The following is a 14,603-nucleotide window of genomic DNA, read 5'->3' on the forward strand; positions in this document are numbered from 1 at the left end:
GGGCTTTTTTGTGTCGCTTACATCAGAAGCGGTAGCTGAGCGCAGCGCCGAAACCGTGGGCGCTGTTTTCGTACGTGGCGTTGTAAACACCGCGGGTCGGGCTTTCGCGGCGGACCTTGGTGTCTTCTTCCCATAGATAGGAGTACGCCAGGTCGACGGTCACGTCGTCCGTAGGATTCCAGGCCAAGCCGAAGCTGACGGCGGTCCGGTCGCCAGTAGGTATACGCGGCGAGCGGTGCACGTTATTGGTGGGGCTTTGATCAAAAGCCAAGCCGCTGCGCAGCGTCCAAGTACGGTTCAGCTTATAAGCCGCACCGATGGCGTAGGACCAAGTGTCGTGCCAGTCCTGTTCTTCAACGATGGTTTGCACTGAGCTCGGAAGCATTGGCGACATGCCTTCGTTCTCAATGATGATCGCTTCAAAACGACTCCAGCGTGTCCACATCGCACCGGCGTAGAGCGTCCAGTCGTCGTTCAGATCGTGGGTGACAGAAACGTCAACTGACTCGGGAGTGGTCAGGTCAAGCGACGCATCGTACTTGCCCACAAATGGACCGAAGCCTGCGCCTGAAAGTTTGGTGTCGCCTTCCAGTTCGAACTCGACCTTGGAGTGGTAGGTAACGCCCATACGTGTATGTGGGGTGATTTCATAAAGCACGCCGGCGTTGAAACCCATCGCTGTGTCGTCGCCTGTGACTTTGACTCGGCCGCCGTTAAGGGTGGCGCTCTGCAGTTCTCCGTCGATGCGGTTGAACGTAGGACCGAATCCAATCGACAACTTATCGTTGAAACGGTAGCTGACTGTGGGCTGCACGGTAATTACGCGTACTTCGCTGTAGTCGCCGAAGAAGCGACCTTGGAATCCGTTTTCATAATCCGTGATCATCCCGAACGGTACGTAGACGCCAACACCAGCGGCCCACTTCTCATCGATCGGTTTGACGTAGTAACCCATTGGCACGGCAGTGAACGGGACCATATCGCCATCATTGCTCCCAGTCGGAACTGGTGCGCTGTTAGCGTCTTTGATATCCGTCTTCGCATGAATCGCCGCCATGCCGAAGCTGACTTCTTCGCGCTTCAGGCGGGACATGCCGGCAGGGTTGCCGAACAGGGTGGTGGCGTCGTCGGCGGAAGATGAGCGGCCCGCGAAGGAGGTGCCCATGCCGCTGATGCTTTGCTCGTTAAGGGCGAAACCGGCGGCCATGGCCTGACTGGACAGGGCGCCTACGGCTACCGCGAGAGCGGTCTTCAACCATGTTGTTTTCATTGTTCTACTACTCCGGGATAAAAGCGGGTCGGAACCTAGCAACTTTCTCGGACAGGTAGCAAGACAATGAATTGCAATTTTTCGTAAAGATGGCGACTAACGGTTGTGAAAACAAATGTAACTTCGGAGAAAACCATATAGGCGATTTCTGACTGGTCGGCCACGCTGCGCGTCATGCGCAGCGTGATCCGCAGATCAGGCGCGCGGTCGGACCGGGTCGGTAATCCACTCGCTCCAGGACCCCGGATACAGCTTCGCCAACGGGTATCCGGCCAGGCACAGTGCGAAGAGGTTGTGGCAGGCCGTGACGCCTGAGCCGCAATAGGCCACGGCGGCTTCGGGTGATTTGTCGCCGAATAGCTGAGCGAACCTCTGCTGCAGCTGCTCTGGCGAGAGGAAGCAGCCAGTGTTGCCCAGGTTCTCGGTAAACGGTGCGCAGATCGCGCCAGGTATATGCCCGGCAACCGGATCGATGGGCTCTATCTCACCGAGGAATCGCGGTAGGGCGCGGGCATCGAGCATCGTCAGCGCGGCGCTTTGCAGATGATCCTGCAGCCAGCTGGCGTCCACAGTCATGCTGCTATCGGGCATTCCGGAAAAACTGCCGGACTCGTTGGCCGGGGTCGCGTCGTTCAGCGGCAGTCCGGCTTCCCGCCATGCTTTCAATCCGCCGTCGAGCAGGTAGATACCTTCGCGTTTACCCAGCCACACCAGCAGCCACCACGCCCGCGCAGCGAATGCGCCGGGCCCGTCGTCATAGAGCACTACGTCGCTGTGCTCATCGAGGCCGCACTGCTGCAGGCGTGTCAGCAACCGCTGTGGGTCGGGTAGGGGGTGTCTGCCAGTTACGCCGGGGACCACCGCGTCGGACAGGTCCTTTTCCAGATCGGCGAAGTGTGCACCGGGAATGTGTCCTTGCCGGTAACTGCGTTCGCCGTGGTTTGGATCTTCCAGCGCGAAACGGCAGTCGAGAATCAGCAGGTCGGGCTCATGCAGGCGCTTGGCAAGCTGGTTGGCAGTGATGAGTTGGGCGAGTGGCATCGGACGACTCCGCAGCGAATTGTTGGCGAACACTACCAGCGTGCACGCCGGCCATGAATGCCCCCGGCTGGTCGGACGCTCGATATATACTGCGCGCCTCGTTCGGCCGCGCGCCGGTCGTCAGCCGAAAAGGAGGGCCGTGTGGCCATCGAAACCCAATGGGTTCTGGATGATGAACATCTGACCCGCCTGTGCGCCGAGTGGCGCCAACTGCCGTATGTGGCGGTGGACACCGAATTCATGAGGGTCGATACCTTCTATCCCATTGCCGGGCTGGTGCAGGTCGGCGACGGCCGGCGCGCTTACCTGATCGATCCGCTCGCCGTGCGTGACTGGAGCGCATTCGCCGCGGTGCTGCAGGACAACGCAGTGGTGAAGGTGCTGCACGCCTGCAGCGAGGATCTCGAAGTGCTGCTGCGCCTCACCGGCAGCCTGCCGCAGCCGCTGTTCGATACCCAATTGGCGGCCGGTTACCTGAACATCGGCTTTTCCATGGGCTATTCGCGCTTGGTGCAGGCCGTGCTTGGTATCGAACTGCCCAAGGGCGAAACACGCTCGGACTGGCTGCAGCGGCCTCTGAGCGACATGCAGGTGCAGTACGCCGCCGAGGATGCGCAACATCTGGCCGAACTCTACGAGGCGCTGTTGCCGAAACTCTCCGAAGACAAACGTGCCTGGGTTCTTGAGGATGGGGCGGAGCTGGTTGCCAACCTGCAACGCGAGTCCGACCCGGAGGAGGCCTATCGTGAGGTGAAGCAGGCGTGGCGATTGAAACCCCAGCAACTGGCGGTGCTGAAAGTGCTCACCGCCTGGCGTGAGCGGCAGGCGCGGGCTCGCAACCAGCCGCGCAATCGCGTGTTGCGCGAGGCCAGTCTGTGGCCGTTGGCGCGCACCCAGCCGCGGGATCTGGTAACCCTTGCTCGTATCGAAGACATGCATCCACGCACAGTGCGCCAGGATGGCGAGGCCCTGCTGCAGATGATCGGCCAGGCGGCCGCAACGCCCGAGCAGGACTGGCCCGCGCCGCTGCCTGAGCCATTGCCGTTGGAGGTCTCGTCCGTACTGAAAAAGCTGCGCGCGGTCGGCCAACACGAAGCGAAGGTGCTGGATATTGCTCCGGAGCTGATGCTGCGCAAGAAAACCCTCGAAGCGTTGCTGAAAAGCGGATACCCCGATGGCCCCTATCAACTGCCCGATTCGCTCCGTGGCTGGCGCCGCGAACGGATGGGGCAGGCCCTGCTTGAAGTTCTGGAAAAACGACCATGAAGCTGATCTGTTCCATCTATAAAAGTCCACGCAAGGACGGCATGTACCTCTACGTGGAAAAGCGCGATGCGCTCAAACGCGTTCCCGAGGGGCTGATCGCCGCTTTCGGTGCGCCACAGCTGGCCTTCGAAATGGTACTGACGCCCGAGCGCCAGCTGGCGCGCGAGGACATCACCAAGGTGCTCGCCAATATCAAGGAGCAGGGGTACCACCTGCAGATGCCGCCGGCCGAAGACGATTACATCGAGCATCTCCCCGAAGAGCTGCTGCGCATGAACGATCCGATGTAAATCCGTCACCGCCGGACTGATTGAAGACAAGGTTTAGCGAGGGGATCGGGACTACTCTCTTCTGACTGCACATGCATAAGGAGACGGTTCATGAAAGCGCGTTCTTTGATTGTCGGTTCGGTGCTGGTAGGTCTGGCGATGTCGGCCAGTGCTCAGCAAACACCCGCTGATGACAATGCAGCCTGGCAGCAGCATTGGCAGCAGATGCAGGAATATCGGCAGGCCTGGCAGTCTGCCAAGACGCCAGAGGAGCGGCAGAAGCTGCGTGACGAGCATTGGCAGAGCATGCAGTCCGGAATGGGTGCGATGGGTGGCTGCCCGATGGGTGGCCCCGGACCCGGTATGGGCAAGCAGGGCGGCAAGATGCCGGGCGCAATGGGCGGTGGTCGCATGATGGGCAACCCGTCCAAGGAAATGCTGGATATGCGCATTGAGCACATGGAGCAAATGCTCGAGCAAATGCGTAGCCATCGACAGATGCTCGACAAGCAATAACCTGGGTGCGGCCGTCTTCCCTGTGGCGGACGGTCGCCGCATCCGCCTACCGGCTATTGGCCTGGTATCCACCAGTGGCTAGACTTGCCGGTTTTCACCGGTAGTTACAATCATGGCGGCCAAGGTCGAACCTTTCTGGAAGCGTAAAACTCTTGCCGAGCTCGACCCGGTCGAATGGGAGTCGCTGTGCGATGGATGCGGCCTCTGCTGCCTGCAGAAGCTCGAGGACGAGGAAGATGGCGCAGTCTATTACACGCGCATTGCGTGCAAGTTGCTCGACCTGAAGACCTGTCAGTGCAGCGACTATCCGAACCGGCGCGCCAGTGTGCCGGACTGCATTCAGCTGAACGCTTCCGATGCTGCTCAATTCAAATGGCTGCCGCCGACTTGCGCCTACCGCCTGGTCGCCGAGCGTAAAGATTTGCCGCTTTGGCATCATCTGGTTTGTGGTGACCGCGAAGCCGTTCATGTCGAGCGAATCTCCCAGGCGGGCCGGATGCTCGCCGAAGGCAGCGTTGCCGAGGAAAACTGGGAAGACCATCTGATTTTCCGTGCCGGTTGAATCTAAGCCTCGTTTGCATCGTCTCAAGACCATTACCTCCCTCGCGTTTACCGATCCTTGGAGTTCTCTTCGATGCTCGCTCGACTGCTGTCGCTGTTCGCTCTCGTTCTTTTTGTCGGTGCGCAGGCTCACGCTGCCACGTCGGTGGATCTGGATTACCACGTGCGCTTTCTTCCCGAGGAAGATCAGGCTGTGGTGCAGTTGATTCTGGAAAAAGGCGAGGCGGTTCGTCGTCTGCAGTTCAATCTGGGCGACGAGGGCTATTACAGCGACTTCGAGGCAGACGGCGAATGGCAGCAGGACGCACCGGAGCAGGGCATCTGGCTGCCTGCGCCTGGCAAGGCTCGACTCAGCTATCGCGTCCGCATCAGCCATCCTCGTGACAATGGACGCTTCGATGCGCGGATGACCAGCGACTGGGCGTTGTTCCGTGGCGATGATCTGGTGCCGCCGGCACGGCTCGATCAGGTGGATGGTGTGAAGCTGAGATCGCGAATCACCTTCGAGCTACCCGAGGGCTGGAAAAGCATCGAAACCGGCTGGCCGCGTATCGGCAAGAACCGCTTCCGTGTGGAGAACCGCGAGCGACTGTTCGACCGTCCGACCGGTTGGATGCTTGCCGGCAAGCTTGGCACCCGTCGCGCCAGGCTTGGCGAAACGGAGGTTACCGTTGCCGCCCCCGTCGGTGAGGGCGTGCGGCGCATGGATATCCTGACGATGCTGACCTTCGTCTGGCCGCAGGTGCAGAACGTGTTCCCCCGCGATCCGGCGAAGCTGCTGATCGTCGGCGCCGGCGATCCCATGTGGCGCGGCGGGCTGTCTGGACCAAATTCCCTGTACATGCATGCCGATCGCCCGCTGGTCAGCGAGAACGGCACCAGCTCGCTGGTGCATGAGCTGGTGCATGTGTTCAGCCGCATCAAGGACACCGACCGCAGCGACTGGATCAGCGAGGGTCTGGCCGAGTACTACGCCATCGAACTGGTGCGACGTGCCGGCGGCATGAGTGAGGATCGCTACCAGGCGGTGCGCGAGCATCTGACCAAATGGAGCCGCAAGGTCGAGAGTCTGCGCACCGAAAACTCTACCGGCCCAGTGACTGCCCGCGCGGTCCTGTTGTTGCAGGATCTGGACAAGGAGATCCGTCAGCGTAGCAAGAGCCGTCATTCACTCGATGATGTCAGCCGCGGGTTGATGCGCATGGATGCCGTCAGCACCGATGACTTCATCGCCATGACCGAAACGCTGCTGGGCGGAGGCTCGAAAGTGCTCAACACGCGCCTGCTGCGCTGATCGCATCGCAGGCGTCACCAGTGGCCTGACCCCCTACAGAGGTGAGCTCATGAGCGGCATCGATCTACGCAGCGACACCGTAACGCAGCCCACCGCCGATATGCGCGAGGCGATGTTTCGTGCCGAAACCGGCGATGATGTCTACGGCGAAGACCCGACGGTAAGCCGCCTCGAACGTCAGCTGGCGGGGGATCTCGGATTCAGCGCAGCGATGTTCGTGCCGTCTGGAACCATGAGCAATCTGCTGGCATTGATGGCGCACTGCGAGCGTGGCGACGAGTACATCGTCGGGCAGCAGGCGCATACCTACAAATACGAGGGGGGTGGTGCGGCTGTGCTCGGCTCGATCCAGCCTCAGCCCATCGAAATGGAGGCCGACGGCACGCTGGATCTCCGGCGTATCGAGGCTGCGATCAAGCCGGACAACTTCCACTTCGCCCGCAGCCGCCTGCTGGCGCTGGAAAACACTATGCACGGCAAGGTCCTGCCGCTGGACTATCTGGCTGCGGCACGCGATTTCACCCGCCAGCGCGATCTGGCGTTGCACCTGGACGGCGCGCGACTGTTCAACGCCGCCGTGAAGCTCGGTTGCGATGCGCGGGAGATCACCCGGCATTTCGATACGGTATCGGTGTGCCTGTCCAAGGGCCTGGGCGCGCCAGTCGGTTCGGTGCTGTGCGGTGATGACGCTTTCATCGCCAAAGCCAGGCGCTTGCGCAAGATGGTCGGCGGCGGCATGCGCCAGGCCGGGATTCTCGCTGCGGCGGGGCTATACGCGCTGGAGCACAATATCGATCGATTGGCCGACGATCATCGGCGCGCAGAATGGCTGGGCAACGAGCTGGCGGCGCTGGGCTTTGCCGTGGAGCCGGTGCAGACCAACATGGTCTACGTCGAGATGGGCGCTCAAGCGACGGCGCTGACGGCCTTTTGCGCGCAGCGGGGTATCCGGCTGACGCCTGCGGCGCGGCTGCGGCTGGTCACCCATTTGGATGTGCACGATGAGCATGTGCCTCGGGTGGTCGGCGCGTTCGCCGAATTTGCCGAAAACATGGGCCGCAACTGACGTCGAATTGCTTGATTCAATCGGCTTTATCCCCTATACCCGGCGCGCAGGCCCGATATAATGCGGCCCTTTGCCGGCTATCCGTTTGGATAGTTGCGAACCGGCTTTCGGTGGTCCCGCCTCGCCGTGTCGTTTTGCAGCCGTTCGGCCGCAGTCCTCTGGAAGAAATCTATGAAAAGCGCAGAAATCCGTGAAGCCTTCCTCCGCTTCTTCGAAGAGAAGGGCCACACTCGCGTGGCCTCCAGTTCGCTGATTCCGGCGAACGACCCGACCCTGCTGTTCACCAACGCCGGCATGAACCAGTTCAAGGACTGCTTCCTCGGCCTGGAGAAGCGCGCCTACACCCGTGCCACCACCAGCCAGAAGTGCGTGCGTGCCGGCGGCAAGCACAACGACCTGGAAAACGTCGGCTATACGGCGCGTCACCATACCTTCTTCGAGATGCTCGGCAACTTCAGCTTCGGCGACTACTTCAAGCGCGACGCGATTCACTACGCCTGGGAATTTCTCACCAGCGACAAGTGGCTGAATCTGCCCAAGGAGAAACTCTGGGTCACGGTCTATGCGACCGATGACGAGGCCTACGACATCTGGACCAAGGAAGTCGGCGTGCCGGCCGAGCGCATGGTCCGAATCGGTGACAACAAGGGCGCCCCGTACGCCTCGGACAACTTCTGGGCGATGGGCGACACCGGCCCGTGTGGCCCCTGCACCGAGATCTTCTTCGACCACGGCGAGCACATCTGGGGTGGCCCGCCCGGCTCGCCGGAGGAAGATGGCGATCGCTACATCGAGATCTGGAACAACGTATTCATGCAGTTCAACCGCACAGCTGACGGTGTACTGCACCCGCTGCCGGCACCGAGCGTCGATACGGGCATGGGCCTCGAGCGCATCAGTGCGGTCCTGCAGCACGTCAACTCGAACTATGAAATCGACCTGTTCCAGAGCCTGCTCAACGCGGCGGCGGATGCCATCGGCTGCGCCAACGAAGGTCAGGCTTCGCTGAAGGTCGTTGCTGACCATATTCGCTCCTGCGGCTTCCTCATCGCCGATGGCGTGACACCGTCCAACGAAGGCCGTGGCTACGTGCTGCGCCGTATCGTTCGCCGCGCTTGCCGCCACGGCAACAAGCTGGGCGCCAAAGGCAGCTTCTTCCACCGTATCGTTGCCGCTCTGGTCGCGGAGATGGGCGAGGCCTTCCCAGAACTCAAGCAGCAGCAGGCGCATATCGAGCGGGTGCTGAAGAACGAGGAAGAGCAGTTCGCCAAGACTCTGGAGCAGGGCCTGAAGATTCTCGAGCAGGATTTGGCCGGGCTTGCCGGTAGCGTCATTCCAGGCGACGTGGTGTTCAAGCTGTATGACACCTACGGCTTCCCGGTCGACCTGACTGGCGACATCGCCCGCGAGCGCAATCTGACGCTCGACGAAGAAGGCTTCGAGCGCGAGATGCAGGCCCAGCGCGAGCGTGCGCGCTCGGCCAGCGCCTTCGGCATGGACTACAACAGCCTGGTCAAGGTCGAAGGCGAAACGCGCTTTATCGGCTATCAGGGCACATCGGGCACCGGCAAGGTCCTGGCGCTGTTCAAGGAAGGCATGGTGGTCGACAGCCTGAGCGCCGGGGAGGAGGGCGTCGTGGTGCTCGATCAGACGCCGTTCTATGCCGAATCCGGCGGTCAGATCGGTGACTGTGGTTACCTCGAGGCACAGGGGCTGCGTTTCGACGTTCGCGATACCAGCAAGGCCGGCAGCGCGTTCCTGCATCACGGCATCGTCGACAGCGGCACGCTGCGCGTCGGTACTGGTGTTCAGGCTACGGTCGACGCGACTGTACGTCAGGCTACCGCGCTCAACCATTCGGCCACGCACCTGCTGCACGCTGCGCTGAGGGAAATCCTCGGCGAGCACGTGAGCCAGAAGGGCTCGCTGGTGGACAGTCAGCGTCTACGCTTCGACTTCAGCCACTTCGAGGCGATCAAGCCTGAGCAGCTCCGCGCGCTGGAAGATCGGGTAAACGCCGAGATTCGCCGCAATTCCGCTGTGGAAATCGAGGAAACCGATATCGATACCGCCAAGGCCAAGGGCGCGATGGCGCTGTTCGGCGAGAAGTACGGCGACTCCGTGCGGGTGCTGACCATGGGCGGTGGCTTCTCGGTGGAGCTGTGCGGCGGCACCCACGTGAACCGCACCGGTGACATCGGTCTGTTCAAGATAACCAGTGAAGGCGGCGTGGCTGCTGGTGTGCGCCGTATCGAGGCGGTCACCGGAGCACCGGCGCTGGCCTACCTGAACGCGGCGGAGGAGCAGCTGAAAGAAGCGGCGAATCTGCTCAAGGGCAGCCGCGACAATCTGCTGGACAAGCTCGGTGGCATCCTTGAGCGCAATCGCCAACTGGAAAAGGAGCTCGAACAGCTCAAGGCCAAGGCAGCCAGTGCAGCAGGTAATGACCTGGCTGGCTCTGCGGTCGAAGTCAAAGGCGTGCGGGTGCTTGCGGCGCGCCAGGACGGTCTGGACGGCAAGGCATTGCTGGCGTTGGTCGACCAGTTGAAGAACAAGCTGGGTAGTGCCGTCATTCTCCTTGGTGGTGTTCAGGACGATAAGGTGGTGCTCGTCGCTGGTGTGACACAGGACCTGACCTCTCGCCTGAAAGCCGGCGACCTGATGAAGCAGGCGGCAGCTGCGGTGGGCGGCAAGGGCGGCGGTCGTCCGGACATGGCTCAGGGCGGTGGTAGCGAGCCGGCCAGGCTGGACGATGCACTGGCACTTGCTCTTTCGTTTGCCGAGCAGGGGCTTTGAGGCCGAACTGCATCAGATAGCGATAAATGCCAGACCCGGCTGATGACGTGTTTGGTGGTTTTCGGGGTTGTATGTTTAATGAATGCCCATTACGGGCTTTAGGCGGCTAACAATGGCTTTGATCGTACAGAAGTTTGGGGGCACCTCGGTAGGCACCGTCGAGCGGATCGAACAGGTGGCCGAGAAGGTCAAGAAATTCCGCGAAGGTGGTGATGATATCGTCGTGGTCGTCTCGGCCATGAGCGGCGAAACCAACCGACTGATCGATCTTGCCAAGCAGATAAGCGAACAGCCGGTCCCCCGCGAGCTTGATGTGATGGTGTCTACCGGTGAGCAGGTCACCATCGCGCTGTTGGCGATGGCGCTGATCAAGCGCGGCGTTCCGGCAGTTTCCTACACTGGCAATCAGGTCCGGATCCTCACCGACAGTGCGCACACCAAAGCGCGAATCCTGCAGATCGATGGGCAGCGTATCCAGCGTGATATCAAGGCCGGTCGTGTGGTTGTGGTCGCAGGTTTCCAGGGTGTGGACGAGAAAGGCAATATCACGACACTGGGCCGTGGCGGCTCCGACACCACGGGCGTGGCGCTGGCTGCGGCGTTGAAGGCTGATGAGTGCCAGATTTACACCGATGTTGATGGTGTCTACACCACCGATCCCCGGGTCGTTGCCAAGGCTCAGCGACTGGACAAGATCACCTTCGAGGAAATGCTGGAAATGGCCAGCCTCGGCTCCAAGGTGCTTCAGATTCGAGCCGTCGAATTCGCCGGGAAGTACAGTGTCCCGCTGCGTGTTCTGCACAGTTTTCAGGAGGGTCCGGGTACCCTCATTACCCTTGATGAAGAGGAATCCATGGAACAGCCCATCATTTCCGGCATCGCCTTCAATCGCGACGAGGCCAAGCTGACCATCCGTGGTGTGCCAGATACACCCGGCGTCGCTTTCAAGATCCTCGGGCCGATCAGTGCGGCGAACGTCGAAGTGGATATGATCGTGCAGAACGTTGCGCACGATAACACCACCGATTTCACCTTCACGGTGCATCGCAACGATTACAACAACGCCCTCCAGGTACTGCAGGGCATCGCTGCGGAAATGGGCGCTCGCGAAGTCATTGGTGACACCGATATTGCCAAGGTGTCCATTGTGGGTGTCGGGATGCGCTCACACGCTGGCGTTGCCAGTCGGATGTTCGAGGCGTTGGCCAAGGAAAACATCAACATTCAGATGATTTCGACGTCGGAGATCAAAGTGTCCGTGGTAATCGAGGAGAAATACCTCGAGCTTGCCGTGCGTGCGTTGCATACCGCGTTTGAATTGGACGCTCCGGCCGGCAATACTGCGGAATGATTCGCAGAAGGCGCGCTAGTCCGCGCCTTCTGTCGTATTGGGCCGCGCGAAAAGGAACTTTAGGTTCACACGTGCGGGTCAATAGCTGGTGAAAGGCTCTAGCTTCAATGTTTTACGGATATTTTCCGTATTTTTCTTTGCAGACTGTTTACTGAACTGAATCCGTTTAAGGAGAAAGGAATGCTGATTCTGACTCGCCGGGTTGGAGAAACCCTCATGGTGGGTGACGACGTGACTGTCACCGTGTTGGGTGTGAAAGGAAACCAAGTACGTATCGGCGTCAATGCGCCCAAGGAGGTGGCGGTGCATCGCGAGGAGATTTACCAACGGATCCAGAAAGAGAAGGATCAGGAACCAAGCCACTAATTTTTCTGTAATTTTTGGCTTTGCAAACGGGGTAAAGATGGGTATTATGCGCCCCGTGTTGCGGAGAGGTGGCCGAGTGGCCGAAGGCGCTCCCCTGCTAAGGGAGTACACCTCAAAAGGGTGTCGGGGGTTCGAATCCCCCCTTCTCCGCCATTTTGCGTTCTAGGGTTTTTTGATTCTCGCGGCAGCCTGTTTCACTGAAAAGCGTTACGGCAAAGTGCTTGACCCTCAATGTTTACTCCCTATAATGCGCACGCTCAGCGCACTCATAGCTCAGCTGGATAGAGTACTCGGCTACGAACCGAGCGGTCGGAGGTTCGAATCCTCCTGAGTGCGCCATACTCGAACGATATGCAGAAATGCGGGTTGTTCAAGAAACCAGTAGTGAACTGGTCTATCAATCACTTATGCACTCATAGCTCAGCTGGATAGAGTACTCGGCTACGAACCGAGCGGTCGGAGGTTCGAATCCTCCTGAGTGCGCCAATCAAGAGAAGGGCCTGCAGCGATGCAGGCCCTTTTTCGTTTTCGCTTCCCGGTCAGCGCTTGCCCTGCACGCAGCCGTGCTCGTCGAAACTGACCGTGCGCACCTGACCGCTGCTATCGCGAAAGCGCAGGCGGTCCCGGCCGTTGCTGCTGGTTACATTCTCCGGCCGGCCTAAGGCGCTTTCGACGTCCCGGCGCGTCATGCCGGTGCGGATCTGTTTGCTGATGATCGCGCTGCGTCGTGCGCTTCCGCTCACCCGGTTGCCGCATCCGTCATCTTTCTCTGCCACGATGGCCAATCCGGCATTCCCGCTGCGCGCCGCATCGCTTTTGCTCCGTGGAGGCGCCATCAGCACGGCTTTGCCGGACCCGGGTGTTGGGTTTGCTGTCTGTTGTCGCTGTTGGTGTTGTGTTTCCGGGCATCCTTGCTGGCTGAAGGTGACGTGCCCCGATTGGTCAACGCAGCGAAACACGCTGGCTGGAAATGCCGGGGCGGCGATTAGGAAAAGGCTTGCGCCAACTATCAGTACTTTCATGTTCGTCCTCCATGACTGAACGACTGGTCGCTCAGGCTACTCAATAAAAGCTGCGCGTTCATTCGTGTCTCGCCGCGGCGTGAAGGCGTCGACAGAATGTCGGCTTCGCCACCGTCGATTTGCGCAGTTCAATCCCGGCTATCTGCAATGGCTGCGCTTGAGCGCGTCGTGCCGGCGAGCGCGATGTTATGATTGCCGCATCTGCCCCCTAGGGTCTGTGGAACAACCTTCCCTTATGGACTTACCCAGTAGTCGCTCAAGTTTCCAGTTTGCCAATCACGTACTGATTGATTGATTTCCCCTGGCGCATTCCCCGGCCGGGGGTGGAGTGCGCCATGACAGAAGTAGAAGCAAAAAAGCCTCAAGAGACCTTGCAAGACCGCCTGGCGCAGGTGGTTGAATTGCTCCAGCGCTACCGCCTTGGTGAGGATCTTGAGTATCGCCAGGACGGCCTGCAAGGCGAGCCTGGCGAAGAGCCGGGACAGATCCTCGTTGAGCTGCAGCGCAAGCTCGACGAGCTGCACCCTGCGGACGTCGCGCACATCCTCGAGGCGCTACCGCTTGATGAGCGATTGACCGTCTGGCAGCTCGTCAAGGCCGAGCGCGACGGCGACATCCTGCTCGAAGTGTCCGATGCGGTTCGGGAAACGCTGATCGCTGACATGGACGATCACGAGCTGCTTGCCGCTGCTAAAGAAATGGACGCGGACGAGCTGGCCGACCTGGCGCCCGAACTGCCGCGTGACGTCGTTCACGAGCTGATGGAAACCCTTGATGCTCAACAGCGTGAGCGAGTCCGTTCGGCTCTGTCTTACGAAGAGGATCAGGTCGGGGCGCTAATGGACTTCGAGATGGTGACGATCCGAGAGGACGTCAGTCTGGAAGTGGTGCTTCGTTATCTCCGGCGGCTCAAGGAGCTGCCAGGCCACACCGATAAGCTGTTCGTGGTCGATTACGACGGCGTGCTCAAGGGTGTGCTGCCCATCAAGCGGCTACTGGTGAATGATCCGGAAAAACAGGTCGCGGAGGTCATGGCCAGTGACCCGGTGACATTTCATCCGGATGAAGATGCCTATGACGCCGCCCAGGCATTCGAACGCTACGACTTGGTATCGACTCCAGTAGTCGACAAGAGTGGCAAGCTCATCGGCCGTCTGACTATCGATGAGATGGTCGACCTGATCCGTGAAGAGAGCGAAACCGAAGTGCTCAACATGGCTGGTCTGCGCGAGGAGGAAGATATCTTTGCCTCGGTCTGGAAATCCGTCCGTAACCGTTGGGCCTGGCTGGCAGTCAATCTGGTTACCGCTTTCATTGCGTCGCGGGTGATCGGCCTTTTCGATGGCTCTATCGAGAAGCTGGTGGCCCTGGCAGCCCTGATGCCAATTGTCGCAGGCATCGGCGGCAACTCTGGCAACCAGACGATCACCATGATTGTAAGGGCCATGGCTCTTGATCAGGTGGGCACGGGTAATACTGCCAGGCTGTTGCGCAAGGAAGTTGGCGTTGGCTTGGTCAACGGTCTGGTGTGGGGTGGGGTAATCGGTGCAGTTGCCTATTGGCTATACGGTAGCTGGTCTCTAGGCGTGGTGATGACGGCAGCGATGACGCTGAACCTGTTGCTTGCGGCGCTCATGGGGGTCCTTATTCCGATGACGCTGGCCCGGCTTGGGCGTGACCCGGCGATGGGGGCTAGCGTGATGATCACTGCCATGACCGATAGTGGCGGGTTCTTCATTTTCCTCGGATTGGCGACAATTTTTCTGCTGTAACTGGCGTTTTCGC

General features: G+C 60.2%; 13 protein-coding genes and 3 tRNA genes. 13 read left to right on the plus strand and 3 right to left on the minus strand.

The genetic code is table 11. The annotated features are described in order from the left end of the window. Window positions 1-22: 22 nt before the first annotated feature. Both BHD08_RS13745 and BHD08_RS13750 read right to left on the minus strand, forming a co-directional pair. Window positions 23-1,270 carry an OmpP1/FadL family transporter gene (locus BHD08_RS13745; RefSeq protein ID WP_125022957.1) on the minus strand — a complete coding sequence of 416 codons (1,248 nt, stop codon included), beginning with the start codon at window positions 1,268-1,270 and terminating at the stop codon, window positions 23-25. Between the two features lie 195 nt (window positions 1,271-1,465). Then, entirely contained in the window at window positions 1,466-2,311 is an 846-nt protein-coding gene (locus BHD08_RS13750) for a sulfurtransferase (protein ID WP_125022959.1), read from the minus strand. A 141-nt stretch (window positions 2,312-2,452) separates the two neighbouring features. Here BHD08_RS13750 and rnd point away from each other — a divergent pair, with 141 nt between their 5' ends. The 12 genes from rnd to BHD08_RS13810 all read left to right on the plus strand — a co-directional run bounded on the left by rnd (window position 2,453) and on the right by BHD08_RS13810 (window position 12,282). Beyond that, window positions 2,453-3,577, plus strand: coding sequence for a ribonuclease D (gene rnd / locus BHD08_RS13755; RefSeq protein ID WP_125022961.1), 1,125 nt, complete (start codon window positions 2,453-2,455; stop codon window positions 3,575-3,577). After that, the gene (locus BHD08_RS13760) at window positions 3,574-3,867 is read left to right on the plus strand and encodes a YcgL domain-containing protein (RefSeq protein WP_015277738.1); all 294 of its coding nucleotides are present in this window, start codon (window positions 3,574-3,576) and stop codon (window positions 3,865-3,867) included. Before rnd ends, BHD08_RS13760 begins: the two co-directional genes overlap by 4 nt. 90 nt (window positions 3,868-3,957) lie before the next feature. Continuing rightward, on the plus strand, window positions 3,958-4,362 hold the full coding sequence (locus BHD08_RS13765; RefSeq protein ID WP_015277737.1) for a hypothetical protein: 405 nt from the start codon (window positions 3,958-3,960) through the stop codon (window positions 4,360-4,362). Window positions 4,363-4,474: 112 nt separating this feature from the next. Further along, a complete protein-coding gene (locus BHD08_RS13770) occupies window positions 4,475-4,924 on the plus strand; it encodes a YcgN family cysteine cluster protein (protein WP_015277736.1) in 450 nt (149 codons plus the stop codon). Window positions 4,925-4,996: 72 nt separating this feature from the next. After that, a complete protein-coding gene (locus BHD08_RS13775; RefSeq protein WP_125022963.1) occupies window positions 4,997-6,217 on the plus strand; it encodes a hypothetical protein in 1,221 nt (406 codons plus the stop codon). A gap of 49 nt (window positions 6,218-6,266) precedes the next feature. After that, complete coding sequence (ltaE, locus tag BHD08_RS13780; protein ID WP_125022965.1) at window positions 6,267-7,283, plus strand: low-specificity L-threonine aldolase; 1,017 nt, start codon at window positions 6,267-6,269, stop codon at window positions 7,281-7,283. Between the two features lie 171 nt (window positions 7,284-7,454). Further along, window positions 7,455-10,079 (plus strand): alanine--tRNA ligase, encoded by a 2,625-nt coding sequence (gene alaS, locus BHD08_RS13785; RefSeq protein ID WP_125022967.1) that lies wholly within the window; start codon window positions 7,455-7,457, stop codon window positions 10,077-10,079. Between the two features lie 112 nt (window positions 10,080-10,191). Further along, complete coding sequence (locus BHD08_RS13790) at window positions 10,192-11,430, plus strand: aspartate kinase (RefSeq protein ID WP_015277732.1); 1,239 nt, start codon at window positions 10,192-10,194, stop codon at window positions 11,428-11,430. Between the two features lie 180 nt (window positions 11,431-11,610). Then, on the plus strand, window positions 11,611-11,796 hold the full coding sequence (gene csrA, locus BHD08_RS13795) for a carbon storage regulator CsrA (protein ID WP_003283978.1): 186 nt from the start codon (window positions 11,611-11,613) through the stop codon (window positions 11,794-11,796). 62 nt (window positions 11,797-11,858) lie between these two features. Further along, window positions 11,859-11,949: transfer RNA gene (locus BHD08_RS13800), tRNA-Ser, on the plus strand. A gap of 109 nt (window positions 11,950-12,058) precedes the next feature. Next, window positions 12,059-12,135 (plus strand) — tRNA-Arg (locus BHD08_RS13805). 70 nt (window positions 12,136-12,205) lie between these two features. Then, a tRNA-Arg gene (locus BHD08_RS13810) sits at window positions 12,206-12,282 on the plus strand. Between the two features lie 53 nt (window positions 12,283-12,335). Here the strand turns inward: BHD08_RS13810 and BHD08_RS13815 are convergent. Beyond that, on the minus strand, window positions 12,336-12,818 hold the full coding sequence (locus BHD08_RS13815; protein WP_125022969.1) for a DUF4124 domain-containing protein: 483 nt from the start codon (window positions 12,816-12,818) through the stop codon (window positions 12,336-12,338). Window positions 12,819-13,153: 335 nt separating this feature from the next. Between BHD08_RS13815 and mgtE the strand changes: the two genes are divergently transcribed. Next, window positions 13,154-14,590 (plus strand): magnesium transporter, encoded by a 1,437-nt coding sequence (mgtE, locus tag BHD08_RS13820; protein WP_125022971.1) that lies wholly within the window; start codon window positions 13,154-13,156, stop codon window positions 14,588-14,590. Window positions 14,591-14,603 lie beyond the last annotated feature (13 nt).

The sequence above is a fragment of the Pseudomonas sp. SCT genome (assembly GCF_003864275.1).
GTDB lineage: Bacteria > Pseudomonadota > Gammaproteobacteria > Pseudomonadales > Pseudomonadaceae > Stutzerimonas > Stutzerimonas stutzeri_AE.

Excerpts from the sequence above, each read along its gene's own strand:
- BHD08_RS13745 (WP_125022957.1), bottom strand. The coding sequence starts at position 1,270 with ATGAAAACAACATGGTTGAAGACCGCTCTCGCGGTAGCCGTAGGCGCC.
- BHD08_RS13750 (WP_125022959.1), bottom strand. The coding sequence starts at position 2,311 with ATGCCACTCGCCCAACTCATCACTGCCAACCAGCTTGCCAAGCGCCTG.
- BHD08_RS13760 (WP_015277738.1), top strand. The coding sequence starts at position 3,574 with ATGAAGCTGATCTGTTCCATCTATAAAAGTCCACGCAAGGACGGCATG.
- BHD08_RS13765 (WP_015277737.1), top strand. The coding sequence starts at position 3,958 with ATGAAAGCGCGTTCTTTGATTGTCGGTTCGGTGCTGGTAGGTCTGGCG.
- BHD08_RS13770 (WP_015277736.1), top strand. The coding sequence starts at position 4,475 with ATGGCGGCCAAGGTCGAACCTTTCTGGAAGCGTAAAACTCTTGCCGAG.
- BHD08_RS13775 (WP_125022963.1), top strand. The coding sequence starts at position 4,997 with ATGCTCGCTCGACTGCTGTCGCTGTTCGCTCTCGTTCTTTTTGTCGGT.
- ltaE (WP_125022965.1), top strand. The coding sequence starts at position 6,267 with ATGAGCGGCATCGATCTACGCAGCGACACCGTAACGCAGCCCACCGCC.
- alaS (WP_125022967.1), top strand. The coding sequence starts at position 7,455 with ATGAAAAGCGCAGAAATCCGTGAAGCCTTCCTCCGCTTCTTCGAAGAG.
- BHD08_RS13790 (WP_015277732.1), top strand. The coding sequence starts at position 10,192 with ATGGCTTTGATCGTACAGAAGTTTGGGGGCACCTCGGTAGGCACCGTC.
- csrA (WP_003283978.1), top strand. The coding sequence starts at position 11,611 with ATGCTGATTCTGACTCGCCGGGTTGGAGAAACCCTCATGGTGGGTGAC.
- BHD08_RS13815 (WP_125022969.1), bottom strand. The coding sequence starts at position 12,818 with ATGAAAGTACTGATAGTTGGCGCAAGCCTTTTCCTAATCGCCGCCCCG.
- mgtE (WP_125022971.1), top strand. The coding sequence starts at position 13,154 with ATGACAGAAGTAGAAGCAAAAAAGCCTCAAGAGACCTTGCAAGACCGC.